Origin of the sequence: Streptomyces sp. NPDC051555, assembly GCF_044454405.1 — a bacterium.
In the GTDB taxonomy this organism is placed as follows: domain Bacteria; phylum Actinomycetota; class Actinomycetes; order Streptomycetales; family Streptomycetaceae; genus Streptomyces.
On sequence record NZ_JBITDP010000013.1, the window covers coordinates 1 to 26,326 of the forward strand.

The 26,326-nt window shown below is 69.7% G+C and carries 23 protein-coding genes; 10 read left to right on the forward strand and 13 right to left on the reverse strand.

The window, feature by feature from the left end; all coding sequences use genetic code 11:
- The 6 genes from ACIBEA_RS24805 to dnaA form a co-directional block, all read right to left on the reverse strand.
- The coding region (locus ACIBEA_RS24805; protein ID WP_399264444.1) for an ATP-binding protein at positions 1 to 1,244 on the reverse strand (1,244 nt) is incomplete at its 3' end.
- A gap of 325 nt (positions 1,245 to 1,569) precedes the next feature.
- A complete protein-coding gene (locus tag ACIBEA_RS24810; protein ID WP_399264446.1) occupies positions 1,570 to 2,118 on the reverse strand; it encodes a DUF721 domain-containing protein in 549 nt (182 codons plus the stop codon).
- On the reverse strand, positions 2,115 to 3,266 hold the full coding sequence (gene recF / locus ACIBEA_RS24815; protein ID WP_399264449.1) for a DNA replication/repair protein RecF: 1,152 nt from the start codon (positions 3,264 to 3,266) through the stop codon (positions 2,115 to 2,117). The genes ACIBEA_RS24810 and recF overlap by 4 nt, the downstream gene beginning before the upstream one ends.
- A 74-nt stretch (positions 3,267 to 3,340) precedes the next feature.
- On the reverse strand, positions 3,341 to 4,300 hold the full coding sequence (gnd, locus tag ACIBEA_RS24820) for a phosphogluconate dehydrogenase (NAD(+)-dependent, decarboxylating) (RefSeq protein ID WP_399264798.1): 960 nt from the start codon (positions 4,298 to 4,300) through the stop codon (positions 3,341 to 3,343).
- An 85-nt stretch (positions 4,301 to 4,385) separates the two neighbouring features.
- A complete protein-coding gene (dnaN, locus tag ACIBEA_RS24825; protein WP_354378837.1) occupies positions 4,386 to 5,516 on the reverse strand; it encodes a DNA polymerase III subunit beta in 1,131 nt (376 codons plus the stop codon).
- An 844-nt stretch (positions 5,517 to 6,360) separates the two neighbouring features.
- The gene (gene dnaA / locus ACIBEA_RS24830) at positions 6,361 to 8,547 is read right to left on the reverse strand and encodes a chromosomal replication initiator protein DnaA (RefSeq protein WP_399264450.1); all 2,187 of its coding nucleotides are present in this window, start codon (positions 8,545 to 8,547) and stop codon (positions 6,361 to 6,363) included.
- 16 nt (positions 8,548 to 8,563) lie between these two features.
- On the opposite strand from dnaA, the gene rpmH reads away from it, so the two are divergent.
- The 9 genes from rpmH to ACIBEA_RS24875 all read left to right on the forward strand — a co-directional run bounded on the left by rpmH (position 8,564) and on the right by ACIBEA_RS24875 (position 15,016).
- Entirely contained in the window at positions 8,564 to 8,701 is a 138-nt protein-coding gene (gene rpmH, locus ACIBEA_RS24835; RefSeq protein WP_112448007.1) for a 50S ribosomal protein L34, read from the forward strand.
- Between the two features lie 24 nt (positions 8,702 to 8,725).
- Positions 8,726 to 9,100 carry a ribonuclease P protein component gene (gene rnpA / locus ACIBEA_RS24840; protein ID WP_354378839.1) on the forward strand — a complete coding sequence of 125 codons (375 nt, stop codon included), beginning with the start codon at positions 8,726 to 8,728 and terminating at the stop codon, positions 9,098 to 9,100.
- Complete coding sequence (gene yidD, locus ACIBEA_RS24845; protein WP_385773742.1) at positions 9,097 to 9,378, forward strand: membrane protein insertion efficiency factor YidD; 282 nt, start codon at positions 9,097 to 9,099, stop codon at positions 9,376 to 9,378. Before rnpA ends, yidD begins: the two co-directional genes overlap by 4 nt.
- A 3-nt stretch (positions 9,379 to 9,381) precedes the next feature.
- Positions 9,382 to 10,491, forward strand: a complete 1,110-nt coding sequence (yidC, locus tag ACIBEA_RS24850) for a membrane protein insertase YidC (protein ID WP_399264453.1) — start codon at positions 9,382 to 9,384, stop codon at positions 10,489 to 10,491.
- A gap of 15 nt (positions 10,492 to 10,506) precedes the next feature.
- Positions 10,507 to 11,022, forward strand: a complete 516-nt coding sequence (locus ACIBEA_RS24855) for a protein jag (RefSeq protein ID WP_385773738.1) — start codon at positions 10,507 to 10,509, stop codon at positions 11,020 to 11,022.
- Between the two features lie 108 nt (positions 11,023 to 11,130).
- Positions 11,131 to 11,847 (forward strand): 16S rRNA (guanine(527)-N(7))-methyltransferase RsmG, encoded by a 717-nt coding sequence (gene rsmG / locus ACIBEA_RS24860; protein ID WP_399264455.1) that lies wholly within the window; start codon positions 11,131 to 11,133, stop codon positions 11,845 to 11,847.
- A gap of 270 nt (positions 11,848 to 12,117) precedes the next feature.
- On the forward strand, positions 12,118 to 13,206 hold the full coding sequence (locus ACIBEA_RS24865) for a ParA family protein (protein ID WP_399264800.1): 1,089 nt from the start codon (positions 12,118 to 12,120) through the stop codon (positions 13,204 to 13,206).
- Positions 13,203 to 14,294, forward strand: a complete 1,092-nt coding sequence (locus ACIBEA_RS24870; protein WP_399264457.1) for a ParB/RepB/Spo0J family partition protein — start codon at positions 13,203 to 13,205, stop codon at positions 14,292 to 14,294. Before ACIBEA_RS24865 ends, ACIBEA_RS24870 begins: the two co-directional genes overlap by 4 nt.
- A 104-nt stretch (positions 14,295 to 14,398) precedes the next feature.
- Positions 14,399 to 15,016 carry a GNAT family N-acetyltransferase gene (locus ACIBEA_RS24875; RefSeq protein ID WP_385773732.1) on the forward strand — a complete coding sequence of 206 codons (618 nt, stop codon included), beginning with the start codon at positions 14,399 to 14,401 and terminating at the stop codon, positions 15,014 to 15,016.
- A gap of 127 nt (positions 15,017 to 15,143) precedes the next feature.
- Here the strand turns inward: ACIBEA_RS24875 and trxA are convergent, their stop codons facing one another.
- The 7 genes from trxA to ACIBEA_RS24910 all read right to left on the reverse strand — a co-directional run bounded on the left by trxA (position 15,144) and on the right by ACIBEA_RS24910 (position 24,641).
- Positions 15,144 to 15,488 (reverse strand): thioredoxin, encoded by a 345-nt coding sequence (trxA, locus tag ACIBEA_RS24880; protein ID WP_399264459.1) that lies wholly within the window; start codon positions 15,486 to 15,488, stop codon positions 15,144 to 15,146.
- Positions 15,489 to 15,547: 59 nt separating this feature from the next.
- Positions 15,548 to 16,507: a thioredoxin-disulfide reductase gene (gene trxB, locus ACIBEA_RS24885; protein ID WP_399264461.1), complete on the reverse strand. Its 960-nt coding sequence runs from the start codon at positions 16,505 to 16,507 to the stop codon at positions 15,548 to 15,550.
- A 125-nt stretch (positions 16,508 to 16,632) separates the two neighbouring features.
- On the reverse strand, positions 16,633 to 17,571 hold the full coding sequence (locus tag ACIBEA_RS24890; RefSeq protein ID WP_399264463.1) for a hypothetical protein: 939 nt from the start codon (positions 17,569 to 17,571) through the stop codon (positions 16,633 to 16,635).
- Complete coding sequence (sigM, locus tag ACIBEA_RS24895) at positions 17,568 to 18,263, reverse strand: RNA polymerase sigma factor SigM (RefSeq protein WP_399264465.1); 696 nt, start codon at positions 18,261 to 18,263, stop codon at positions 17,568 to 17,570. Before sigM ends, ACIBEA_RS24890 begins: the two co-directional genes overlap by 4 nt.
- A 26-nt stretch (positions 18,264 to 18,289) precedes the next feature.
- A complete protein-coding gene (locus tag ACIBEA_RS24900) occupies positions 18,290 to 20,023 on the reverse strand; it encodes a protein kinase family protein (RefSeq protein WP_399264467.1) in 1,734 nt (577 codons plus the stop codon).
- 117 nt (positions 20,024 to 20,140) lie between these two features.
- The gene (gene murJ / locus ACIBEA_RS24905) at positions 20,141 to 22,315 is read right to left on the reverse strand and encodes a murein biosynthesis integral membrane protein MurJ (protein WP_399264469.1); all 2,175 of its coding nucleotides are present in this window, start codon (positions 22,313 to 22,315) and stop codon (positions 20,141 to 20,143) included.
- Positions 22,316 to 22,361: 46 nt separating this feature from the next.
- The gene (locus tag ACIBEA_RS24910) at positions 22,362 to 24,641 is read right to left on the reverse strand and encodes a DUF6049 family protein (protein WP_399264471.1); all 2,280 of its coding nucleotides are present in this window, start codon (positions 24,639 to 24,641) and stop codon (positions 22,362 to 22,364) included.
- Between the two features lie 184 nt (positions 24,642 to 24,825).
- Between ACIBEA_RS24910 and ACIBEA_RS24915 the strand changes: the two genes are divergently transcribed.
- Positions 24,826 to 26,268, forward strand: coding sequence for a CCA tRNA nucleotidyltransferase (locus ACIBEA_RS24915; RefSeq protein WP_399264473.1), 1,443 nt, complete (start codon positions 24,826 to 24,828; stop codon positions 26,266 to 26,268).
- Positions 26,269 to 26,326 lie beyond the last annotated feature (58 nt).

A 26,326-nucleotide genomic window follows, 5' to 3' on the forward strand; every position in this document is an offset into this window, starting at 1 on the left:
TCCGCGGCCTCGGTCGGGTTCCGGTCGAACCAGTCGTTGAGGTGCTCGTGGACGACCTTCTGCACGAAGGTCTTGGCCTCCGTGTTGCCCAGCTTGGTCTTCGTCTGACCCTCGAACTGCGGCTCGCCCAGCTTCACCGAGATGATCGCCGTCAGACCCTCGCGGATGTCCTCGCCCGCGAGGTTGTCGTCCTTCTCGCGCAGGAACTTCTTCTCGCGCGCGTAGCGGTTGACGAGACCCGTCATCGCCGCGCGGAAGCCCTCCTCGTGCGTGCCGCCCTCGTGCGTGTGGATCGTGTTCGCGAAGGAGTAGACCCCCTCCGTGTACTGCGAGTTCCACTGCATCGCGATCTCGACCGAGAGCATGCGCTCCTTGTCCTCGGCCTCGACGTCGATGACGGTCGGGTGGATCAGCTCGCCCTTGCGCGAGTTGAGGTACTTCACGAAGTCGACGATGCCGCCCTCGTAGTAGTACTTCACCGTGCGCGCCTGGTCGTCGTCGGCCTCCTCGGCCGAGTCCGCGCCCATCGTCGCCTTCGCCGACTCGCGCTCGTCCGTCAGCGTCAGGGTCAGGCCCTTGTTGAGGAAGGCCATCTCCTGGAAGCGGCGCGAGAGCGTCTCGAAGGAGTACTCGGTCGTCTCGAAGATGTCGCCGTCGGCCCAGAACGTCACGGACGTGCCGGTCTCGGCCGTTTCCTCGTTCTTCGCCAGCTCGGCCGTGGGGGCGCCCACCTTGTAGTCCTGCGTCCAGCGGAAGCCGTCACGCCGCACCTCGACCGCGACCCGCTTCGACAGGGCGTTGACGACGGACACGCCGACGCCGTGCAGACCGCCGGAGACGGCGTAGCCGCCGCCGCCGAACTTGCCGCCCGCGTGCAGGACGGTCAGCACGACCTCGACCGCGGGCTTCCCCTCGGAGGGGACGATGTCGACGGGGATGCCTCGACCGTTGTCGATGACGCGGACGCCGCCGTCGGTCAGGATCGTCACGTCGATGGTGTCCGCGTGCCCGGCCAGGGCCTCGTCGACCGAGTTGTCGACGACCTCGTACACCAGGTGGTGCAGGCCGCGCTCGCCGGTCGAGCCGATGTACATGCCGGGGCGCTTGCGCACGGCGTCCAGGCCCTCGAGGACCTGGATCTGGCTGCCGGTGTACTCGACGGGGTCAGCGTTCTCGCCGGCGGTGGACTGGTTGTCGTTGGGGTTGCCGGAATCGGCCACGAAGCGCCCTTTCTGGCACAGCACAGGCCGTACTCCGGGCCAGCAGGCATGCGAGCAGGAGCGGCTGCGTCAATCTGCGTTGTCAGCTTTTGTCGACTGGATCCCGCAAGGCGGCGGGATTCCCGTCAGTCTACCGGTACCACGGACATGAATGGGGGTTTGCCAGTACCTGAGTCCGCATGTGCCGCCCTCAACCCGCACTCTCCGACTCCCCATATCCGGGCAGGGGCTCAAAGAGGCTCACACGGGCATCCAGCGCTTCGGCCTGTCAACCTCCCACCACCGTGAGCGAGACCACTGGCACGTCCGCGCGGGGCGGCTTGCCCGCACGCCCCCGGACGGTCCCGGCTCAGCCGTACGTGTCCCCCGGACCGCTGCTCCCCGGGGCCCGCAGCGGCCCGTACCGCGGGCGGCGCCCGCCCGGTCCCTGCACCTTGATCAGCCGGACCGTGCCCTGCCCGAGGTCCTCGTTGAGCCGGGCCACCAGCTGCGGGGCGAGCAGCTTGAGCTGGGCCGCCCAGGCCGAGGAATCACAGCGCACTACCAGTTCACGGTCCTCGTAGCGCTCCGGTTCACAGTGCGCCGCCACTTCCGGGCCGACGATCTGCGCCCAGCGCTCCATCACGCCCGCGACCGCCATCGGCATCTCCCAGCCGCGCTCCGTGCGCAGCCGGTCCAGCGCCGCCATCAGCGGCATCGGGTCCCGGCCGTCCGCCCGGGCGCCCGAGCGCAGGCCCGGCTGGCCGTGCCGGGACTTCTTGCCGCCGGCCGTCAGCCCGCGCGCCCGCGCCTGCTCGCGCGCCGCCGCCAGGGCCTGGCGCGCCAGGTCGACGCCCGAGGGCTCGGGCGCCTTGCGCGCCGGCCCCTGCGCCCCGGAAGCGTTCCCGTCCTCGCTCACCACCGCGTCACCTCACCGCCGGACACCCCGAACCGAGCCCCCGCCAGCACCCCCGGAACATCGTCGTCCACGGCGGCCGTCACCAGCACCTGCTCACCGCCGGCCACCAGCTCCGCCAGCCGCTCCCGGCGCCGTGCGTCCAGCTCCGCGAACACGTCGTCCAGGATCAGCACGGGCTCGCTGCCCTCGGAACGCAGCAGCTCGTAGGAGGCCAGGCGCAGCGCCAGCGCGTACGACCAGGACTCGCCGTGGCTCGCGTACCCCTTCGCGGGCAGCTCCCCGAGGCGCAGCAGCGCGTCGTCGCGGTGCGGTCCCACGAGGGTCACCCCGCGCTCGATCTCCTGCTTGCGGGCCTCGGCGAGGGCGCCCATGAGCACCTCGTACAGCGCTTCGCGGGACCGCGCGGCGCCGGAGTCCACCGCTTCGCCCGCCGCTCCGGCCAGCGAGGTCGGTCGGTAGACGAGCCCGAGCGGGCCGCCGCCGGGTGCGAGCTGCTCGTACGCCTTGTCCGCCAGCGGCAGCAGGGTCGCGATCAGGTCGAGGCGCTGGGCCAGCAGCTCGGCGCCGGTGCGGGCCAGGTGCTGGTCCCACACGTCCAGGGTGGAGAGGTCCATGGAGCGGCCGCCGTGGCGGCGGGCCATGGCGGCCGACTTCAGCAGGGTGTTGCGCTGCTTGAGCACCCGCTCGTAGTCGGACCGGACCGCGGCCATCCGCGGCGAGCGCGCGGTGACCAGCTCGTCCAGGAACTTGCGGCGCTCCCCCGGGTCCCCCTTGACCAGGGCCAGGTCCTCCGGTGCGAAGAGCACCGTCCGTACGATCCCCAGCACGTCCCGCGGTCTGACCTGCGAGGACCTGTTGATCCGGGCCCGGTTCGCGCGGCCCGGGTTCAGCTCCAGCTCGACGAGCTGCTGACGCTCGCCCTGGGTCACGGCCGCGCGGATGACGGCGCGCTCGGCGCCCATCCGCACGAGCGGGGCGTCCGCGGAGACGCGGTGGCTGCCCAGGGTCGCGAGGTAGCCGATGGCCTCGACGAGGTTGGTCTTGCCCTGGCCGTTGGGGCCCACGAAGGCGGTGACGCCCGGGTCGAGCGGAACCTCGACCCGGGCGTACGAGCGGAAGTCGGCCAACGACAGATGCGATACGTGCATGACGGCGCCGACCTCCCCCGGCCACTCACTCTTTGGTACTGCTGGTACTGCTGGTACTGCTGTGGCGCTCGCGGCTACTTCTTCTCGACCGCGTGGCCGCCGAACTGGTTGCGCAGCGCGGCGATCATCTTCATCTGCGGAGAGTCGTCCTGGCGCGAGGCGAAGCGCGCGAAGAGCGACGCGGTGATCGCCGGCAGCGGCACCGCGTTGTCGATCGCGGCCTCGACCGTCCAACGGCCCTCGCCGGAGTCCTGCGCGTAGCCCTTGAGCCCCTGGAGGTGCTCGTCGTCGTCCAGCGCGTTCACCGCCAGGTCCAGCAGCCAGGAACGGATGACCGTGCCCTCCTGCCAGGACCGGAAGACCTCGCGCACGTCGGTGACCGAGTCGACCTTCTCCAGGAGCTCCCAGCCCTCGGCATAGGCCTGCATCATGGCGTACTCGATGCCGTTGTGGACCATCTTCGCGAAGTGGCCCGCACCGATCTTGCCGGCGTGTACGGCGCCGAAATCACCCTCGGGCTTGAGGGCGTCGAAGACGGGCTGGACGGCGGCCACGTGCTCCGGCGCACCGCCGTACATCAAGGCGTAGCCGTTCTCCAGGCCCCAGACGCCACCGGAGACGCCGCAGTCCACGAAGCCGATGCCCTTGGCGGCCAGCTCGGCGCCGTGCTTCTCGTCGTCCGTCCAGCGGGAGTTTCCGCCGTCGACCACGATGTCGCCGGGCGAGAGCAGCTCGCCGAGTTCGTCGACGGTGGACTGGGTGGCCTCACCGGCCGGGACCATCACCCACACCACGCGGGGGGCCTGCAGGCTGTCCACAAGTTCGGACAGGCTGTGGACATCGGCGAGGTCCGGGTTGCGGTCGAATCCGATGACGGTGTGGCCTGCGCGGCGGATGCGCTCGCGCATGTTGCCGCCCATCTTGCCGAGACCGACGAGACCGAGCTCCATCAGGTGGTTCCTTAAGCGTCGAGGCGATTTTTCCCGGGATTTCCCCGCGTCCGAGCCTACGCCGGGCCGCGCGGCCCGGCCCAGCTGGCGCCCCGGGAAGGCGGCAGGCCCGGATCCGCGGGCGGCGGGTCCGGGCCTGGGCGGCCTGCTGGGTGCGGACGGCTCCGGGTCAGCCGGAGAGGCGCACCGGCATGATCAGGTACTTGTACGCCTCGTCCGCCTCGGCGTCGACGGCCGGGCGGCCGCTCAGCAGCGCGGGCTTGGTCGAGGTGGTGAAGCTGAGCTGGGCGGCGGGCGAATCGATCGCGCTCAGGCCGTCCAGCAGGAAGGTCGGGTTGAAGGCGATCGAGATGTCGTCGCCCTCCAGCTTGGCGTCGACGCGCTCCACAGCCTGTGCATCGTCACTGGAACCTGCTTCCAGGATCAGCACGCCCTGCTCGAAGCTCAGGCGGACCGGGGTGTTGCGCTCGGCGACCAGGGCCACGCGCTTGACGGCCTCGACGAACGGCGCGGTCTCGATCACGGCGACGGAGTTGAACTCGGTCGGGAAGAGCGTGCGGTACTTCGGCAGGTCGCCTTCGAGCAGGCGGGTGGTGGTGCGGCGGCCCGCGCCCTCGAAGCCGATCAGGCCCTCGCCCTTGCCGGAGCCGGAGAGCGCCAGGGTGACCGTGTCACCGCTGGTCAGCGACTTGGCGGTGTCCAGGAGCGTCTTGGCGGGCACCAGGGCCACGGCCGAGGCCTCCGGGTCCTCGGGCTTCCACAGGAACTCGCGGACCGCGAAGCGGTAGCGGTCGGTGGAGGCCAGGGTGACGCGCTCGCCCTCGATCTCGATGCGCACGCCGGTCAGCACCGGCAGCGTGTCGTCACGGCCGGCGGCGATGGCCACCTGCGCGGCGGCGGAGGCGAAGACGTCACCGGGAACGGTGCCGGTCGCGGTCGGCATCTGCGGCAGCGCCGGGTATTCCTCCACAGGCAGGGTGTGGAGTGTGAATCGCGAGGAGCCGCAGACCACGGTCGCCCGTACACCGTCTGTGGAAATCTCCACCGGCCGGTTGGGCAGGGCGCGGCAGATGTCGGCGAGCAGCCGGCCGGAGACGAGGACGGTGCCGTCCTCCTCGACGTCCGCCTCGACCGAGACCCGGGCCGAGACCTCGTAGTCGAAGCCGGAGAGGCTCAGGGAGCCTTCCTCGGCCTTGAGCAGAAGGCCCGCGAGAACGGGCACCGGCGGCCGGGCCGGGAGGCTACGGGCGGCCCAAGCCACCGCCTCCGCGAGTACGTCGCGCTCCACCCGGATCTTCACCGGAAACCGCCTCCTGCTGATTGCTGGCTTTCGTCGTCGGCTGGAGGCCCGCTGGCCCCGATGCCGGAGACCAGTCTGACGTACGGCGCCGACAGGCGTCGCTGCTGGCGGTCAAGTCGGGTGGGAGGTGTCGGGAAGCCGCTCTCGACGAGTTGTGCACAGGGCCTGCTTGAAAACCAGACCAGGCCTAACTGTCTATGGGAGTAGTAGTAGGGGCTGTGGATACGGTGGATAACTCCCTTTCCGCAGGTCAGCACCCCTTTTTTGTCCACCGACCCTGTGGGCGGAGCCGGTGGAAAACCCATGGTGTCTGTGGAGAACAAAAACTTCTGCACAGGCCGTCCCCAGGAAGGCCCGGTTACTCCACAGGTGCGTCCCCAGGTTTCCCCCGGTACTCCACAACCCAAACGTCCACATCGGTGTGACGGCTTTCACTCGGGCCGGTGAGAAGGCCCCTCGTGTTGCCGAACAGTGGACAAGGGTGTGGAGAAGCCCGCCGACCCTGTGCACGGCCGGTTCAAACCTGTGGGTTGCCGGTGGACAGAGCCGTGGACGAACCTGTGGACAAAAAGTTGTCCACACCCTGTGGACAACTTTTGTGCACAAATCCACAGGGTCATGACCTGGGCTGATGATCGCTCAGGCGGCACCCCTGTGGACAGATTGTGGGCGACGGGAACAGTCCCCAGGCTGTGGACGACGGAAAGTCCCCCGATCTGTGGATGAGTTGGCCCGCAGGGGGCGTATTCGAACAACTTGGGGGCGCACGCACGAAGAAGGGCGCCCCCGGTGTGGTCCGGGAGCGCCCTTCGAGGGTGCTCGCTGGCGGGCCAGAGGCCCGGAATCAGGCGTTCTTGATGCGGTTCGTCAGCTCCGTGACCTGGTTGTAGATGGACCTGCGTTCGGCCATCAGGGCGCGGATCTTGCGGTCCGCGTGCATCACCGTGGTGTGGTCGCGGCCGCCGAACTGTGCCCCGATCTTGGGCAGGGAGAGGTCCGTCAGCTCCCGGCAGAGGTACATGGCGATCTGCCGGGCCGTGACGAGCACCCGGCTGCGCGAGGAGCCGCACAGGTCGTCCACGGTCAGCCCGAAGTAGTCGGCGGTGGCGGCCATGATGTCCGAGGCCGTGATCTCGGGGGCCGAGTCCTCGCCGCCCGGGATCAGGTTCTTCAGGACGTCCTCGGCCAGGCCGAGGTCCACCGGCTGCCGGTTCAGGCTGGCGAAGGCCGTCACCCGGATCAGCGCCCCCTCCAGCTCGCGGATGTTGCGCGAGATCCGGGAGGCGATGAACTCCAGTACCTCCGGCGGGGCGTTGAGCTGCTCCTGGACGGCCTTCTTGCGCAGGATCGCGATCCGGGTCTCCAGCTCGGGCGGCTGGACGTCGGTGATCAGGCCCCACTCGAAGCGGTTGCGGAGCCGGTCCTCCAGGGTGACGAGCTGCTTGGGCGGCCGGTCGGAGGAGAGCACGATCTGCTTGTTCGCGTTATGGAGCGTGTTGAAGGTGTGGAAGAACTCCTCCTGCGTCGACTCCTTGCTCGCGAGGAACTGGATGTCGTCGACGAGCAGGATGTCCATCTCGCGATAGCGCTTGCGGAAGGCGTCGCCCTTGCCGTCGCGGATCGAGTTGATGAACTCGTTGGTGAACTCCTCGGAGCTCACGTACCGCACCCGGGTGCCCGGGTAGAGGCTGCGCGCGTAGTGCCCGATCGCGTGCAGCAGGTGCGTCTTGCCGAGGCCCGACTCCCCGTAGACGAAGAGCGGGTTGTAGGCCTTGGCCGGGGCCTCGGCGACGGCGACCGCGGCGGCGTGCGCGAAGCGGTTGGAAGCGCCGATCACGAAGGTGTCGAAGAGGTACTTGGGATTCAGCCGGGCCGTGGGCTCCAGCGGGCCGCCGGATCCACCGCCGGAACCGCCGGTCGAGCCCGACTGCCGGCCGGTGCCGATCTGTCCGCCGGGACCGCCGGGGCCACCCGGGCCGGTGCGTCCGGGCGCGGGGCGGGGCGCGGGCTGCTCGTACTGCTGCTGCTCGTAGGAGGACTTGTCGTAGGACTGCTGCTCGTAGCCCTGCTGACGGTTCGACTCGTACTGCTGCTGTTCGTACGAGGGCTCGTAGCCCTGGGGTTCGGGCTGCTGGAGGTAGCCGGGCTGCGGGGAGGCGTACGGGTCGCGCTCCGGGTAGCCGCCGAGGCGGGGCTGCTGCCAGCCGTACTCGTCCTGCTGTCCGCCGCGCGGCCAGGCGCCGGGCTCGGGGCGCTGCTGCTGGTAGTCCGGGTAGGCGGGCCGGCCCGTCGGGAGCTGGTCGTCGGTGGGGCCGGTGTGGCCAGAGTGCCCGGTGTGACCACCGGTGCGCGAGCCGGGGTAGGGCCCCGGCTCGTAGGAGTCGTGCTGCGGGGCCGGCGGCTGGGGCGCGGGCTCGCCCGCCGAGTCGTCCACGGTGATGGCGATCCGGATGGGGCGGCCGCACTCGCGGCTCAGCGCGTCACTGATCAGGGGGGCGAGGCGCCCCTCCAGGACCCGCTTCCCCCATTCATTGGGAACGGCGAGCAGCGCGGTGTCGGCGACGAGCGCCAGCGGCTGGCAGCGCTCGACCCACTGCTTGTCCTTGGGCTCGATGCCCTGCTGACCTTCCCCGAGCAGCTTCTCGAGCACGCGCGGCCACACTGCGGCAAGATCGGCAGGTACGTCAGCCACAGAGCACGCTCTCTCACGGGGGTCCCACGAATGTGTGGTTCTTTGGGACGGTCGGGACAAAAAATCAGGGGTCGGGCAACGGTAGTCAGGCCGACGGGTACGGTTCAAGTCGTTGTCCACAGCCTGTGCACAGTGGACCACGTCACCGGCTCGGTTTGACCGGATGGCGTAGCCGCGCGTACCGTAACGAGGTCGAGTTGTCGATGGCTGCTGCCGCCTGCCTACCGATGGGCGAAGATCACCGGTTGTGATCATGTAGCGGTGCCACTCGGGCGTACACGCGAGTTTCCTCGTGGGCGCACGGTGACAGCCAGGCGATGTCCCGCCACAACGATTCATTCTCTGGAGCCCCCGAGTGAGCAAGCGCACCTTCCAGCCGAACAACCGCCGTCGTGCCAAGACCCACGGCTTCCGTCTCCGGATGCGTACCCGTGCCGGTCGCGCGATCCTGGCCAACCGTCGCGGCAAGGGCCGTTCCGCCCTCTCCGCGTAACCAACGCACACAGGTCGTGACGTCGTGCTGTCTCCCGAAAATCGGCTGAGGCGGCGCGAGGACTTCGCGAGCGCGGTACGCCGAGGTCGCCGGGCTGGTCGCCCGCTCCTCGTCGTTCACCTACGTACCAGCGGTGCCACGGACCCGCACGAGCCGGGGGAGATCGATCCCTCGACGCGTGCGGGTTTCGTCGTCAGCAAGGCCGTGGGTGTCGCCGTCGTCCGTAACCGGGTCAAGCGCCGACTCCGCCATCTCGTCCGCGAGCGGCTCTCCGAGCTGCCCGCCGGTAGCCTGGTGGTGGTGCGTGCGCTGCCCGGAGCGGGTGATGCCGACTACGCCGATCTGGCCCGGGACCTGGATGCCGCACTGGCGCGGCTCCTGGGAGGCGTGGCTCGATGAAGTACCCGCTGCTCGCCCTGATCAAGCTGTACCAGTGGACGATCAGTCCGCTGCTCGGACCGGTGTGCCGCTATTACCCGTCGTGCTCTCGCTACGGGTTCGCGGCCATCGACCGGCATGGTGCGGTGAAGGGGACAGTACTGACCGCCTGGCGGATCCTGCGGTGCAATCCGTGGAGTCCTGGCGGTGTGGATCATGTCCCACCTCGTAAACGCCCGCGTTGGCACGAGCAGCTGCGCAGTGCGTTGCGTCGATCTCGCAATGCTCAAGGAGCCTGATTAGTGGACACGATTGCCAGTCTGTTCAGCTTTATCACCTATCCCGTCTCGTGGATCATCGTTCAGTTCCACAAGGTCTACGGCGCGGTCTTCGGTGCGGACAGTGGGTGGGCCTGGGGCCTGTCCATCGTGTCCCTGGTGATCCTGATCCGTATCTGCCTGATCCCGCTCTTCGTGAAGCAGATCAAGTCGACGCGGGGCATGCAGGCGCTCCAGCCGAAGATGAAGGTGATCCAGGAGCGCTACAAGAACGACAAGCAGCGTCAGTCCGAAGAGATGATGAAGCTGTACAAGGAGACGGGCACCAACCCGCTCTCCTCGTGCCTTCCCATCCTCGCGCAGTCGCCGTTCTTCTTCGCGCTCTACCACGTGCTGTCGAGCATCGCCAATGGCACGACCATCGGCGTCATCGACCAGTCGCTGCTGGAGAGTGCCCGTAAGGCCCACATCTTCGGGGCCCCGCTGGCCGCCAAGTTCATGAACAGCGCCGAGGACGTCGCGAAGCTCGGTGCTTCGATCGTCGACGTGCGCATCGTGACCGCGGTCATGATCGTCATGATGTCGTTCTCGCAGTTCTACACCCAGCGCCAGCTGATGGCGAAGAACGTCGACCTCTCGGTCAAGACCCCGTTCATGCAGCAGCAGAAGATGCTGATGTACATCTTCCCGCTGATCTTCGCGGTGATGGGCATCAACTTCCCCGTCGGTGTCCTCGTCTACTGGCTGACCACGAACGTGTGGACCATGGGCCAGCAGATGTACGTGATCAGCCAGAACCCGACGCCGGGCAGCAAGGCGCAGGACCAGTACCTGACCCGCCTGGTGAAGCACCTCGGTTCGCACGGCGAGGTCAAGGGCCGCAGCAAGAAGAAGATCGTCGCGGCCATCGTGGCCAAGGGCCCGGACCGCAACGACAACGAGCGCAAGTTCATCACCACGCTGGCGAAGCAGGGGCTGGCCGCCCAGGCGGACGGTTCGGTGATCAAGAGCTCCGAGGCCACGGCGGACGCGGACGCGGCGAGCGGTGGTGCCGCGAAGCGGCAGCAGCCGAAGCGGCAGTCGAAGTCGCAGCGGCAGAGCCCGCCCCCCAGCAAGCCCTCCACCAAGAAGTAAGAAGGAGTCCATCCCGTGACGGAAGGCACCATCTCCGCCGCCGCCGCCGAGGGCGGCGACACCCTGACCCGCCTGGAGCAGGAGGGTGAGATCGCGGCTGACTATCTTGAGGGTCTGCTGGACATCGCGGATCTGGACGGCGACATCGACATGGACGTCGAGGCCGACCGGGCCGCGGTGTCGATCGTCAGTGACTCGGCCGGCCGTGAGCTGAACAAGCTGGTGGGGCGTGATGGTGAGGTGCTGGAGGCTCTGCAGGAGCTGACGCGTCTGGCCGTGCACCGGGAGACCGGGGACCGCAGCCGGCTGATGCTGGACATCGCGGGCTTCCGTGCGAAGAAGCGCGAAGAGCTGGCGATCCTGGGCGCGCAGGCCGCGGCCGATGCGAAGGCCTCGGGCGAGCCGGTGAAGCTGGCCCCGATGACTCCGTTCGAGCGCAAGGTCGTGCACGACGCCGTCGCGGCGGCCGGTCTGAGCAGCGAGTCCGAGGGCGAGGAGCCGCAGCGCTTCGTCGTTGTGCTCCCGGCCTGATCGCAGGCGTGAGTGTTCGGCCCCGTCTGTGTCGCAGGCGGGGCCGAAGTTTGTCAGCCTGACTGTTGAACTACACGATTTTTAGTGCGGTACGGAAGGACGGTCCCCGTGACGGAGACAGCGGAGCTTCCCCCGGCGCCGGAAGAGGCGCACGCGGTATTCGGTGAGTACTTCCCGGAAGCTGTCCGCTACGCGGAGCTGCTGGCTGACGCGGGAGTGGAGCGCGGCCTGATCGGGCCGCGTGAGGTCCCACGGCTGTGGGAGCGGCACCTGCTGAACTGCGCGGTGCTGTCCGAGGTGGTGCCCCAGGGCGTCACCGTGTGCGACGTGGGTTCCGGGGCGGGGCTGCCGGGGATTCCGCTGGCCCTGGTGCGGCGGGACCTGAAGATCACCCTGCTGGAGCCGCTGCTGCGGCGCACGAACTTCCTCCAGGAAGCCGTGGAGCTGCTGGGCCTCGACCACGTGACCGTGGTCCGCGGCCGCGCGGAGGAGGTCCTGGGCAAGGTGCAGCCGGTGCACGTGGTGACGGCGCGCGCCGTGGCTCCGCTCGACCGGCTGGCCGGCTGGGGCGTGCCGCTGCTGCGTCCGTACGGGGAGATGCTGGCGCTGAAGGGCGACACGGCCGAGGAGGAGCTGGTGGCGGCGAAGGCCGCGCTGGCGAAGCTCGGTGTGGTGAAGACCTCGGTGCTGCACGTCGGCGAGGGGGTCGTGGATCCGCTGTCGACCGTGGTCCGCGTCGAGGTGGGAGAAAGCCCCGGCGGGGTGAGGTTTGCGGCCAAGCGGGCTAAGGCGGCCCGGGTGTCCCGGACGCGTCGACGTCGCTGACCGGCGGGCCCAGCGGGCCTTGCCGAGTCCATCCATGGGTCCGTTGCGCCCTATAGGTATGGATTTCGGAGTGTCGTAGCGGCCTGATGACTCCGTCCGGGCATCGTGTTTCACGTGAAACGTCGCTCTCTGCTGCACGGAATCATCAGCCGTGGCCGCGCGGCCACCTCCCCGCGCGACCGCAAGGACAACCCCAGGGTGATCGAGTTGTCCACAACGGGGGAATCATCCACAGGAGTACGGGCCCCGCTGGTTCGCGACCCCGATGGCATGGCAGGCTCTGTTCATCGCGAGCCTGATGTCGAGGAGAGTGAACCCGTGCGGTCTGACGCCAACCTCGCGGGGCCGATGGCCGACCCGGTCCCCGGTCCCCGCTCAGAGTCGGCGGGCGACGATGTTTCACGTGAAACATCGCCTCCGCCCCTTGTAGACAATGACACCCCCATCGGCCGTGCCGCCCAATTGGCGGTAGAGGCGTTGGGCCGGGCCGGTGAAGGTTTGCCACGACCTGACCAGACCCGGATCATGGTGGTCGCCAACCAGAAGGGCGGCGTCGGTAAGACCACGACGACGGTGAACCTGGCGGCGTCACTGGCACTGCACGGCGCACGCGTCCTGGTCATCGACCTCGACCCGCAGGGCAATGCCTCCACCGCGCTGGGCATCGATCACCACGCTGATGTTCCGTCGATCTACGACGTGCTGGTCGAGAGCAGGCCGCTGCTGGAGGTCGTGCAGCCGGTGGCCGATGTGGAGGGCCTCTTCTGCGCTCCGGCCACGATCGATCTGGCGGGTGCCGAGATCGAGCTGGTGTCGCTGGTGGCCCGCGAGAGCCGGCTGCAGCGGGCGATCCAGGCGTACGAGCAGCCGCTCGACTACATCCTGATCGACTGCCCGCCCTCGCTGGGCCTGCTGACGGTGAACGCCCTGGTCGCGGGCGCGGAGGTATTGATCCCGATCCAGTGCGAGTACTACGCGCTGGAGGGTCTGGGACAGCTGCTGCGCAACGTCGACCTGGTACGGGCGCACCTCAACCCGAATCTGCACGTCTCCACGATCCTGCTCACCATGTACGACGGCAGGACCCGGCTGGCCTCCCAGGTCGCCGAGGAGGTGCGCAGCCACTTCGGCAACGAGGTGCTGCGGACGAGCATCCCGCGGTCGGTGCGCATCTCGGAGGCGCCGAGCTACGGCCAGACGGTGCTCACCTACGACCCGGGCTCCAGTGGCTCCCTCTCCTATCTGGAGGCGGCGCGAGAGATCGCGTTTCGGGGGGTCGGAATCCAGTACGACGCCCGGCACGCCCATCTGGGCGCCGGTGTGAACAGCACGCAGAGCATGTCGGAGGGGATCCAGTGAGTGAGCGACGTAGGGGTCTGGGGCGGGGACTCGGTGCGCTGATCCCCGCGGCTCCGCAAGAGAGGACTCCGGCGGCCGTGGGCGCCGGATCGGCGTCACCGGCGGCCGTGCCGCTGCTGCCGTCGGAGCGGGGGATCGCGGCGGCGAAGCTGGCGTCGCTGGCGCAGGCCGATGTTTCACGTGAAACGGAGCGGGCCGCGGCCGCCGTCGAACCGGAGACGATCGGGCTGTTGGAAGCGACACCGGTGGCCGGGGCGACGTTCGCCGAACTGGCCATGGACGCGATCACGCCCAACCCGCGTCAGCCGCGCGAGGTGTTCGACGAGGACGCGCTGGCGGAGTTGGTGACCTCGATCCAGGAGGTGGGCCTGCTCCAGCCGGTGGTCGTGCGGCAGTCGGCTCCGGGTCGCTACGAACTCATCATGGGTGAGCGGCGTTGGCGGGCCTGCCGCGAGGCGGGGCTGGAACGCATTCCGGCGATCATCAGGGCGACCGATGACGAGAAGCTGCTGCTGGACGCGTTGCTGGAGAACCTGCACCGGGCGCAGCTGAATCCCCTGGAGGAGGCGGCGGCGTACGACCAGCTGCTCCAGGACTTCCACTGCACCCACGACCAGCTGGCGGACCGGATCGGACGTTCGCGCCCCCAGGTCTCCAACACGCTGCGGCTGCTGAAGCTGTCGCCGCCGGTGCAGCGTCGGGTGGCGGCCGGCGTCCTGTCGGCCGGGCACGCGCGGGCGCTGCTGTCGGTGGAGGACTCCGAGGAGCAGGACCGACTGGCCCACCGGATCGTGGCCGAGGGTCTGTCGGTGCGCGCGATCGAGGAGATCGTCACGCTGATGGGGTCGCAGCCGACGAGCTCGGTGAAGCCGAAGGGGCCGCGGGCGGGGACGCGGGTGGCTCCGGCGCTCACCGATCTGGCGTCGCGGCTCTCGGACCGCTTCGAGACGAGGGTGAAGGTGGATCTGGGCCAGAAGAAGGGCAAGATCACCGTCGAGTTCGCGTCGATGGAGGACCTGGAGCGCATCCTGGGGACGCTGGCACCGGGTGAGGGCCGCGTACTGGAACAGGGGCTCGCCGGGGAGTGATCCCCGGCCGCCGTGGGGCGGGTCGTGCCGGTGGGAACCGGTACGGCCCGCCCCTTTGCCGTGCTCCGGTGTTGGAGGGCGGGGCCTGTGGATACGATGCGTTCATGGGTCGCCGGGTCGTACCGCTCACGCTGGACAACCTCCGGGACCTGCCCAGGCGTTGCCGCTCCTGTGTGTTCTGGGAGCTGGACCCCGTCAGCGGCAACGCCGCGGTGAAGTCCGGTACCGCGGAGCAGGAGAAGGAAGCGTGGATCTCCGCGGTCCTGCTGGAATGGGGTTCCTGCGGCCGGGTGGTCTACGTCGACGAGGTCCCGGTGGGCTTCGTGCTGTACGCCCCGCCCGCCTACGTCCCGCGGTCGATCGCCTTTCCCACCAGTCCCGTGTCGCCGGACGCCGTGCAACTGATCACTGCGTGGATCATGCCCGGATACCAGGGGCAGGGCCTGGGCCGGGTGATGGTGCAGACGGTTGCGAAGGACCTGCTGCGGCGCGGGTTCCGGGCGATCGAGGCCTTCGGGGACGCGCGTTGGGAAGGACCGGCCTGCTTGCTGCCCGCCGACCACCTGCTGTCGGTGGGCTTCAAGACGGTGCGGCCGCATCCGGTGCATCCGCGGTTGCGGCTGGAACTGCGGTCCACCTTGTCGTGGAAGGAAGACGTGGAGATGGCGCTGGACCGGCTGTTGGGCGGCGCGCGCAAGGAACCGGCGCTCCGGCCGTTGTGAGCCGGGTGGTGGGGAACGCGCGGACGGGGCCGCCCCCGCAGGGGCGGCCCCGTCCGTGTTCCCGCACGTCTCAGCGGGTGGAGGTCTCGGAGGCGAGGCGTCCAGGACGCCGTGGGTCCCGGACTGCTCAGGCGACCGGCTTGATGGTCACGAAGGCGTCGAGGTCGCGCAGGATGGCGGCCTTCGGCTTGGCGCCGACGATGGTCTTGACGACCTCGCCGCCCTGGTAGACGTTCAGCGTCGGGATGGACATGACGCCGTACTTGGCGGCGGTGTCCGGGTTCTGGTCGATGTTGAGCTTGACGATCTCGATCTCGTCGCCGTACTCGGCCGCGATGGCCTCCAGGGACGGGGCGATCTGGCGGCACGGGCCGCACCATTCGGCCCAGAAGTCCACCAGAACGGGCTTGTCGCTGGCCAGGACGTCTGCGTCGAAGCTCGCGTCGGTCACAGTCTTCAGGGTGCCGGCCACAGCGGCCTCCTATTTCTTCTGCGGGGTGTGGGGTGTGGGGTGGTGCCGTTGAGAGGGACTCAGACCGCCGCGGCGGCGTGCTCGGCGTCCGTGAGGGCGGCCAGGAAGCGCTCGGCGTCGAGGGCGGCGGAGCAGCCCGTGCCGGCAGCGGTGATGGCCTGGCGGTAGGTGTGGTCCACGACGTCACCCGCGCCGAACACGCCGGTCACGTTGGTGCGGGTGGAGGGGGCGTCGACCTTGAGGTAGCCCTCGCCGTCCAGCTCCAGCTGGCCCTTGAAGAGTTCGGTCCGCGGGTCGTGGCCGACGGCGATGAAGAGGCCGGTGACGGGCAGCTCGGAGGTCTCGCCGGTCTTGGTGTTGCGCAGCGTCAGACCGGCCAGCTTCGGGTCGCCGTGGATCGCGGCGACCTCGCTGTCCCAGGCGAACTTGATCTTCGGGTCGGCGAAGGCGCGGTCCTGCATCGTCTTGGAGGCGCGCAGGCTGTCACGGCGGTGGATGATCGTGACGGTCTTGGCGAAGCGCGAGAGGAAGGTGGCCTCCTCCATCGCGGTGTCGCCGCCGCCGACGACGGCGATGTCCTGGTCCTTGAAGAAGAACCCGTCGCAGGTGGCGCACCAGGAGACACCGCGGCCGGAGAGCGCGTCCTCATTGGGCAGGCCGAGCTTGCGGTGCTGGGAACCGGTGGTGACGATGACGGCCTTGGCGCGGTGCACGGTACCGGCGGTGTCGGTGACCGTCTTGATGTCACCGGTGAGGTCGACCGAGACGATGTCGTCCGGGACCAGCTCGGCACCGAAGCGCTCGGCCTGGTCGCGCATGTTGTCCATGAGGTCGGGGCCCATGATGCCGTCACGGAAGCCGGGGAAGTTCTCGACCTCGGTGGTGTTCATGAGCGCACCGCCCGCGGTGACGGCGCCCTCGAAGACGAGGGGCTTGAGCGAGGCACGTGCGGTGTACAGGGCAGCCGTGTAGCCGGCCGGCCCGGAGCCGATGATGATCACGTTTCGGACGTCGCTCACGGGTACTTTCCTCGTCTCTGCGGACTGCTTCTTGCCTACCGGGGGGCCGGTGCGGACTCTCACCCCACCCAACGGATCCTACGGCGCGAGCATTCCCGAGTTGTCCTCGTGGCGTCCGTGACGGTTCAGCGTCGCGGGTAGGTAGTGGTCAGCAGTACCTTTCCGGGTCCGGCTCCAGGGGTGTCCGCGCAGCCGGATTCGACGAGATAGGCGTCCACCCGGGCGGCGTCGCCGGAGTGCGGCAGGACGACCAGGTAGACCGGGGTGCCCTGGTAGCTGCCCCGCCCGCTCGCGAGCGGCGTCTCCGGTCGGCCGGTGCCCTCCTGGACGCACTGCGGCAGGGCATCGGCGGTCCGGCGGTCCTGGGGGGCGACCGCGCCGTCGGGGGCGACGTTCTGGAGCCCGGGGCTCTGCTGCGTCTCGGTGGCCTGCCCGGCGGTGCCCGCCGCGGTGAGCAGCTGCTCGACGCTGGAGCGCAGGTTCTGGGCGGAGTACTCCCCCGATGCCTTGGGCTCGGACAGTGTGCTGGCCGCATCCGTGCGGGCCCGGTCCCCCGAGGGGGAGTCCGGCAGAGCGGTGAACAGGAAGACCCCGAGGGCGCAGGCGGCTGCTGTCACCAGTCCCGTCACCACGGCGAACCGCCTGCGGGCCCGGCGGCGCCCGGGGCCGGTGGACCCGCCGGGACGGCCTTCGGGAGCACGGGTGGCGGGAGGTGTTTCACGTGAAACATCGGGTCCGGAGCGGTGGCCGGGGGTCGAGAGGGGCTGCGGGGCGGGAGTGCGGGAGTCGAGGAGAGCCTCCGCGGCCAGCGCCGCGTCGATGCGGCCCGCGATGCCCACGGGCATCCGGGGCGGCCCGGGCAGGGTGCCGAGCAGGGAGCGGATCTCATCCAGGGACGCCCGGACATCGGCGCACAGGGCGCAGTCGGCCAGGTGTCGCCGTACCTCGGACGTCCGTGAGGGAGACAACAGGCCCTCGGTGAGGTCGGAGATCTCCGAGACGTCCGGGTGTCGGATCGTGCCGGTCGTATCGGTCGCACCGGTCGCACCGTTGGTAGGGCTCATGCTCGTCCACCTCCGCCCTTCACCGAGTCTGGGTCTGGATGCCTGGGGTCTGCCGCTGGTGGGACGGATGTCCCCTGCGTCCGGTTCCTTCCCCGCTCAGCGGGGGTGTTATCCCCGGGATCGGCGCGCAGATGAGTGAGTAGTGGGACGAGTTTTGCCCGGCCGCGGGCACACCGGCTCTTCACGGTCCCGGTGGGGACGTCGAGGATCCGGGCGGCTTCGGCCACGGGATAGCCCTGCATGTCGACCAGGACCAGGGCGGCCCGCTGGTCGGCGGGCAGGGTGGCCAGGGCGGCCAGGAGCTGCCGGTGGAGTTCATGGCGCTCGGCGGGTGCCTCGGCGGACTCGTGGGGCTCCAGGAGCCGCTCCAGGCGGTCCGTGTCGTCGAGGGGCGCCGTCTTGCGCGAGGCGGCCTTGCGGGCCCTGTCGAGGCAGGCGTTGACGGTGATCCGGTGCAGCCAGGTGGTGACGGCCGATTCGCCGCGGAAGGTGTGGGCGGCCCGATAGGCGGAGACGAGGGCGTCCTGGACGGCGTCGGCGGCCTCCTCGCGGTCGCCGAGCGTGCGCAGGGCCACCGCCCACAGCCGGTCGCGGTGGCGCCGCACGAGTTCACCGAACGCGTCGGGGTCTCCGGCGGCGTGCAGCGCCAGGAGTTCCTGGTCACTACGACCACCGGGTGCGGCGTCGTCCAACGGTGAGCCCCTCCCCTGCCGCGGCCTCAGCCGGAGAACTTCACGTCCGTCATGCCCTGCTTGTAGCCCTCACCGCTGTACTGGTCGACACCGGACATGGGCATGGCCGTGAACCAGACGAGGACGTAGCGCGTCTTGACGGGCTTCTCCGCCGTCAGGGTCAGGCTGGTCTCCGAGGTGGTGCCCGCGGTGATCTTCTTCATGGAGCCGACTTGAGTCGACGAGGACATGGAGTCGGCTGCGTAGAGCGTGACCGTGGTGTGGTCACCCGCGTAGCGCAGCCCTATCGAGGCGGCGGAGACCTCTTGTTCGGATCCGAGGTCGTAGACGATCCCGACACCCGCCTTGTAGTGGGCCTTCATCTCGGGGCCGTCGACGAAGCTCCGGGTGTGCCAGTAGCTGGAGGCGTCCCCGTCGTAGGTGTTGGGGACTCCCGCCGTGTCCTGGGCCTTGCCGTCCGGGTAGTACTCCTGCGCGGTCTTGATCGCGATGGGGGCGGGAGTCTTCTTCGCCGGAGTGTCGTCGCCCTTGGGCTGCGGGTTCTGGTCCCCGGCGCTGCCCTGGTTGCCCCGCAGGAGGGTGTCGGCCAGCTGCCAGCTGCCCAAGCCGAGCGCGGCGATCAGCAGCGCCGCGACACCCCACTTCAGGGCGCGGCCGGTGCGGCTCTGGAGCGGGGGCGGCGGAGGGAGGGGGGCCAGCGGCGTGGCGGTGGTGACCCCGTTGTGCGTCGCCGGACGGCCGTAGCTGCCCTGCTGGTAGGTCGTGTGCTGGTATTCGGGCGGAGCGGTGAAAGCGGGCTCGGGAGGCCGGATGCGGGGCATCGCGGCGACGGCCTTGGCCAGCTCCTCCGGGGTGGTGCAGGCGGGTTCCTGGCGGGAGGCGGTGGCCCCGTCGTTGGCGAGCGCCCGCATGGCGAGTTCGCCGAGCCCGCGGTGCACGCCGGCGCGGACCTGGTCCGGGGCGATCAGGCCGACGCCCTTGGGCAGGCCGGTGAGGCCGTAGGCGTCGCTCTCGTAGGGCCAGCGCTGGGTGAGGGAGGCGTAGAGCAGTGCGCCGATCGCCTCGGTGTCCGCACGCTGCGGGGTCTCGCTGGTGATGCCGCGCAGCGCGGCGTTCACGGCGAGGCCGCGGATGCGGTACTGGCCCGTGGAGGTGCGCAGTATGGCGCTCGGGGTGAGCCGCAGATGGGCCAGGCCCTCGCGGTGGGCCGCCGTCATGGCCTGGGAGATCTGGCTGACGAGCTGGTAGGCCTCGTGGGGCTCCAGCGGGCCCGCGGCCAGCAGGGCCGTCAGTTCGGTGGCGTCGGGCAGCCATTCGTGGACGACGTAGACGAGGTCGTTCTCCTCCACGGCGTCGAGGACCTGGACGAACCGGGGGTCACCGAGCAGGGCGGAGGAGCGGGCGGCGGCCAGGACGGAACGGGCCCTGGGGTGGTCGGCGGGCAGCAGGTGGACGCCCACGGCCCGACGCAGCTTCTCGTCCATCGCACGCCAGCTGCTGAATCCGTCCAGACGGGTGACGCACTCCTCGAGCCGGTAGCGCCGGGCGAGCTTGTGACCGCTGTGCAGCTCGGGGGCGGCGGTGGGCGCGGTGGCCTTGGTCTTCTTGGGTTCGCCGTCCGATTCGGGCATGGGTCCGTCCGCGGCTCGTCCGTCCTGGATCTCAGCCCCGTCGGCCGTGGCCTTGGCCGCCTCGGCGGCCGGCGGCTCTTCGCCGCTGTTGTCGGCCACGTCGACGGCAGCCGTGCTACGTTCCGCCACCGTCGTTCCTGCCTCCCCATTCGTTACGCGCTGTCGGCCAGTCTGCGAAGCCATGCCAATTGTGCCCACAGTCCGACGCTATGCACGACACGCTAGGGGGGCCGATGGTTGTGCGCATCAGCGCCCCAGACGTCCGCGCACCATTCCGACCATGGCGTTGAGTTCCTCGATCCGCATGCGCTTGGCGGCGATGAGGAATACGGCCGCCAGAGCGATGCCGCCGGCGACGAGGGAGGCCAGGGAACCGGTCACTCCGCTGCCGAGCAGTCGGGTGACGCCGAAGGCCACGCCACCTCCCACGACAGCCGCGGGGAAACAGGCTCCGGCGAGGCGAGCGTAGGTCCGCATCACGTGCGCGCCGTCCAGGTCCCCGCCCAGGCGGGTGCGCAGGCGGCGCCAGGCCACGCCGACCCCGACCGCGTAGCCGAGGCCGTAGGCGGCGGCCATGCCGACCACGGCCCAGCGCGCGGGCAGGACCAGGAACGCGGCGATCGAGACCGCCGCGTTGACGCCCGCGACGATGCAGGTGTTGTAGAAGGGGGTGCGGGTGTCCTCGTAGGCGTAGAAGCCGCGCAGGACGACGTACTGCACGGAGTAGGGGATCAGCCCGAGGCCGAAGGCCATCAGCACGTAGCCGATGTTCTGCGCGCCGGAGCCGGAGCCCGCGTAGAGCAGGGTGGCCATCGGCACGCCGAGGGCCAGGAACGCGAAGGCGCAGGGGACGATCGCGACGGCCGAGGTGCGCAGCCCGTAGGAGATGTCATCGCGGACCGCGGCGACGTCCCCGTCGTGGGCCGAACGGGAGATCCGGGGCAGGACCGCCGTCATGACGGACACGGTGATGATGGCCTGCGGCATCTGCCACAGCAGCAGCGCGTAGTTGTAGGCGGTGATGCCGGTACCCGGGTGGCCCTGCTTCTCGGCGACCGAACCGGCCCAGGTGGCCAGCTGGGTGACGACGACCAGACCGACCTGGTTGGCGAGGACGAAGAAGAACGTCCACTTGGCCAGCCCGGCGGCCTTGCCCAGGCCGTGGCCCTTCCAGTCGAAGCGCAGCTTCGGGGAGAATCCCGCGTCCCGCAGGTAGGGCAGCATCGCCAGGGCCTGGACGGTGAGGCCCAGCAGGGTGCCCAGACCGAGCAGCCGGACGCCGTCGGCGGTGACGGTGGCGGCGTTGACGCCGGAGGTGGTGAAGCCGCCGAAGGCCCAGATGAAGGCGCCGAAGGTGGTGATGACGACGATGTTGTTGAGGACGGGGGTCCACATCATCGCGCCGAACCGGCCGCGGGCGTTGAGGATCTGGCCGAGGACCACGTGCACGCCCATGAAGAACATGGTCGGCAGGCAGTAGCGGGCGAAGGCGACCGCGACGTCCATCTGCTCCGGGTTCGAAGCGATCTTCGGCGACATCATCGTGATGAACAGTGGCGCGGCGAGCACACAGACCGTGGTGATGCCCGCGAGCAGGACCACGACGAGGGTCAGCAGCCGGTTGGCATATGCCTCTCCCCCGTCGTCGTCGTTCTTCATGGCCCGCACGAGCTGCGGGATGAAGACCGCGTTGAGGGCGCCGCCGCCGACGAGGACGTAGATCATCGTCGGCAGGGTGTTGGCGATCTGATAGGTGTCGTTGAAGGTGCCGACACCGATCGCACCGGCGATGACCAGGGTGCGCAGGAATCCGGTGAGCCGCGAGACGATCGTGCCCGCCGCCATGAGCGCGCTCGACTTGAGCAGGCTCGACGCGCGCCCGGCGGGCTTGCTGGGCGCGGGAGCGGCGACCGGGGGTTCTTCGGTCGCGGTACGGGGGGCCGCCTGCTGGTCCCGGTACAGGTGCGCGAAGGCGTCCGGTTCCGGCTGCTGGTCGGTCGCCTGGGTGACGAGCGAGTCGACGCCGACGAACTGCGTGGTGGTCGCGTGGTCGCCGTACGGCATGTGACGGGAGGGGCCGTCCGGCTCGGGCGGCGGGGTCTGGGCCCAGACGCGCGGGTCCGGGGCGTAGGCGGGGGCCGCCGGGGCCGCGTAGAGCGGACCGGGCTCCTGGTAGGTGCCGGGAGGCGGCGGCGGGTGTGAGGCCCGGTCGTAGAGGACCTCGGCCACCGGATCCTGCGCCGACAGGTCCTGCGACCGGTACGGGTCGTAGCCATAGGCGTCCTGGACATACGGGTCGTGTTCCGGCGCGGCGGCAGGCGGAGGTACCTGCCCCGGTACCGGGGTGCCCGGGGCAGTGCCCTGGGCTGGCGCGGGACCGCCGGCGCCCTGCCCGCGGTCACCGTCGTACGGCGCGTTCATCGAAACCCCACCTCATCGTCCCCAGGCCGACCGGCCACGGCGTCGCTCAACGGTCCACTGTCTCACCCGTGCCGGACCCGCTGGTGCTTTGCGGTCCGGTGTCCGGGGTCTCGTCACTCTGCTGCGTGCTCTCTTCGGCAGCGGCGCGCGCGGCGACGCGCTTGCGACTGGCGTACATCTTGATGCCTGCCACGACGAGGAGGAGCACCCCGCCCGCGATGACGAGCATGACAGTCGGAGTGATCTCCGTTGCCTCCACGGTGAACCTGCGTTCCTTGCCGTACGGAACGCCGTCCCGGGTGTAGAGCTGGGCGGTGACCTCGACCGGACCACTGGCGGTGGCGTTGGCGTTGAACTTCAAGGTCTGGCTGTGCTCGGCCTGGACGTTGACTTCCTTCTCCGCCTCGCCGGCCTCGCCGAACATCAGGCGGGTGGGATTGGCGGACTTCAGCCGCAGGACCAGGCCGCGGACGTCCTGAACGAGGCTGTTCTGGATCGTGACGGGGATCGTCGCGCTGTGCCCGGACAGGGTGGCGTCCGATTTGGGGACCAGCTGGACCTGCTCGGTGAGACCGATCAGGTACTGCTGGACGCCGTCGCGGTAGAGCGCGGCCTCCTCCGGACGACCGCGCCAGGAGGCTGACATCTCCCGGTTGGTGGTGTTGCCGAAGGGGATCTCGACCCGGTCGGGGGCCGAAAGGATCACCTTGAAGTGGTCGAGGGTGTTCTGGGTGGTGCGGATCTTCTCGAACGCGGACAGCGGGAGCTCCTGCTTGCGCAGGCCCTCGGGGTACTGTCCGGCGCCCGGCACCTGCGTGGCGGCGCCCGGGTCCGGCTTGGCGGCCGCGGCCGCCTCCAGGTCCTGGGGCTGGCTCCAGCGGCCCGGCTGGAGACCGCGCAGGGCCGCGGCCATCGTCTGGACCTGGCTGGAGGAGGGCATCCGTTGCGGGGCGACGACGAAACTGCGCTGCTCGTCGGTGCCCTGCTGGTTCAGTACGAGGCTCTGGGCGAGGAACTGCTGGACCGCGAGGACGGAGTTCCCGGCGCTCAGCATGTCGCCCTCGAAGGCGGTGGAGAGCCGTGCGTCGGCGACCACGGCGGTGGCCCCGGCCCCGATCGGGCGGGCCGCCGAGGGCACGTGACCGAGGCCGGCGTTCTCCTGGAAGCTGTCGCTGCGGGTGAGGACGTTGTGGGCGCCGGCCGAGGTGGCGACATTGACGATCGACGGGTCGATGGCACCGTCCACGGGCCAGGAGAAGTCGGTGGACGGGGTGACGTGCAGGACCGTCTCCACCGCCTGCTTCGCCTTGTCGGTGGCGGGGCGCAGCTGGCCCAGGGTGCCCGAGACGTCCTTGCCGCGGTGTGCGAGCGAGGCGAGGTCCGGATCGGCGAAGGGCAGGGCGACTACCTTCTTGCCCTGCACGGCCGTTTCCAGGGCGCTCAGCCAGTGCTCGGCGACGGCCTTGTTCTTCCCCGGCACCGGCTTTCCACCAGGAACCCGGATCCGGTAGCCCTTGGTCATCGCGTCGACCGTGTACAGCAGGTCCGGGTCGATGACCCAGGTGATCGGCAGGTCCTTGCCGAGCGAGACCATCTGCTCCAGCCGTCCTCCGGGCCGCAGCTCGTCGGCGAGGCTGTCGTCCTCGAAGACGGGGGTCTGTAGTTCGTCGGAACCGGTCTCGGCCGTGAGGTGGACCCGGGAGATCAGCGGCCATACGTAGCTGAGCTGGGCGCGCTTCGCGGCGGCTTCGGGCTGCCAGGGCAGGACCGTCCGCTGGATGCCGAGCACCTGCTCGGTGGGCCGGCTCTCGCTCTCCCCCGACACGGAGATGCCGATCTGGTAGACGCCGTCCTTGTCGAGCCCCAGCTTGTCGACGGGGACCTTCAGGGTGAAGGGCTGGCTGTTCTTCGCGGAGAGGGCGGAGAGCTTCGCGGCGAAGGCACCATCGACCTCCGCGGGATCGCTGCCGGACCGGTAACCGGTCTGCTCCGCGGCGTCGCCGATCGCGTCGCGATCGCTCAGCACCGGGCCGACCCGCAGACCGACGTGCGCCTCGGTGATCGTCTCGCGACTGTTGTTGGTCACGGTGCCGGAGATGGTGAGGGTGTCGCCCTTCACCGGCGCGCTCGGGGTCAGGGCGTCCAGCTGGACGTCGACCGCCGTGGCGGCGGAGGCGGCGTTCTCGGTGGCCTGCGCGGCTGGGGCAGGGGCGTAGACGAGGGCGGCGAGCACCGGAGTCCCGGTGAGCATGACGATCGCGCGCCGCAGCCAGCGGCGCCTGACAGGGGCAGGTGCCGTCCCCTGGATGTCTGCCGCCTCGGCCACGCGCCCGCCCGTCCTCGAAGTGTCAGTGGTCGTCGTTCATGCGTCCACGCATGGTAACGAGGCCCGCTGTGCGCGAGTGCCGCGCCTTGCTCCACATGATCGGGGCCGCCGGGTGGGGGCGCCGCGTCAGGGTGCCCAATAAGAAGGGAGCCCCGGCCGGGCGGGGCACGTACCCTTTTCTGTTGTGCCGAACGCCAACGAAGACAACCCCAGTGCCCTGAGTCAGGTGCAGCACCGCGCGGTCAGTGAACTGCTGCGGGTCGCTCCTGTCGCCGATGATCTCGGCCGCCGTTTCCAGGAGGCGGGCTTCAGCCTCGCGCTGGTCGGCGGGTCCGTTCGCGACGCGCTGCTCGGGCGCCTCGGCAACGACCTCGACTTCACCACCGATGCCCGACCCGAGGACGTGCTGAAGATCGTCCGACCGTGGGCGGACTCCGTCTGGGACGTCGGCATCGCCTTCGGGACGGTCGGGGCGAACAAGGGCGGCTTCCAGATCGAGGTGACGACCTACCGGTCCGAGGCCTACGACCGCTCCTCGCGCAAGCCCGAGGTGTCCTACGGCGACTCGATCGAGCAGGACCTGGTCCGGCGCGACTTCACCGTCAACGCCATGGCGCTGGCCCTCCCGCAGCAGCGGTTCATCGATCCGCACGGCGGTCTGGAAGACCTGGAGGCCCGTGTGCTGCGGACCCCGGGCACTCCCGAGGAGTCCTTCTCCGACGACCCGCTGCGCATGATGCGCGCCGCACGTTTCGCGGCGCAGCTGGACTTCGAGGTCGCCCCCGAGGTCGTCGCGGCGATGACGGCGATGTCCGACCGGATCGAGATCGTCTCGGCGGAACGGGTGCAGGCGGAGCTGAACAAGCTGCTGCTCTCGGAACGGCCCCGCACGGGCCTGGGCCTGCTCGTGGACACGGGCCTGGCCGAGCGGGTGCTGCCCGAGCTGCCCGCGCTGCGCCTGGAGAGCGATGAGCACCACCGGCACAAGGACGTGTACGAGCACTCCCTGATCGTGCTGGAGCAGGCGATCGACCTGGAGGAGGACGGCCCCGACCTGGTGCTCCGGCTGTCCGCCCTGCTGCACGACATTGGCAAGCCCCGCACCCGCCGCTTCGAGAGCGACGGGCGGGTCTCCTTCCACCACCACGAGATGGTGGGGGCGAAGATGACCAAGAAGCGCATGACGGCGCTGAAGTACTCCAACGACATGGTCAAGGACGTCTCCCGGCTGGTGGAGCTGCACCTGCGCTTCCACGGCTACGGGGCGGGCGAGTGGACGGACTCCGCGGTCCGCCGGTACGTGCGGGACGCGGGTCCGCTGCTGTCGCGGCTGCACAAGCTGACCCGTTCCGACTGCACCACGCGCAACAAGCGCAAGGCCAAGGCGCTCTCCCACACCTACGACGGCCTGGAAGCGCGGATCGCGCAGCTCCAGGAGCAGGAGGAGCTGGACTCGATCCGGCCCGACCTCGACGGCAACGACATCATGCAGGTCCTGGACGTCGGTCCGGGTCCGGTGATCGGCAAGGCCTACGCCTTCCTGCTGGAGCTGCGGCTCGAAAACGGCCCGATGGAGCGGGAGGCCGCGATCGCGGCCCTCAAGGAGTGGTGGGCGACTCAGAACTGAGGCGGTCCCGTGTCGATGTTTCACGTGAAACATCGACACGGGGTGCGAGAGGGGTCAG

Coding starts and splice junctions, on each gene's coding strand:
- recF (WP_399264449.1), bottom strand. CDS start 3,266: ATGCACGTATCGCATCTGTCGTTGGCCGACTTCCGCTCGTACGCCCGG.
- dnaA (WP_399264450.1), bottom strand. CDS start 8,547: ATGAATCGTTGTGGCGGGACATCGCCTGGCTGTCACCGTGCGCCCACG.
- yidD (WP_385773742.1), top strand. CDS start 9,097: ATGAAGTACCCGCTGCTCGCCCTGATCAAGCTGTACCAGTGGACGATC.
- ACIBEA_RS24865 (WP_399264800.1), top strand. CDS start 12,118: ATGGCAGGCTCTGTTCATCGCGAGCCTGATGTCGAGGAGAGTGAACCC.
- ACIBEA_RS24875 (WP_385773732.1), top strand. CDS start 14,399: ATGGGTCGCCGGGTCGTACCGCTCACGCTGGACAACCTCCGGGACCTG.
- ACIBEA_RS24890 (WP_399264463.1), bottom strand. CDS start 17,571: ATGAGCCCTACCAACGGTGCGACCGGTGCGACCGATACGACCGGCACG.
- murJ (WP_399264469.1), bottom strand. CDS start 22,315: ATGAACGCGCCGTACGACGGTGACCGCGGGCAGGGCGCCGGCGGTCCC.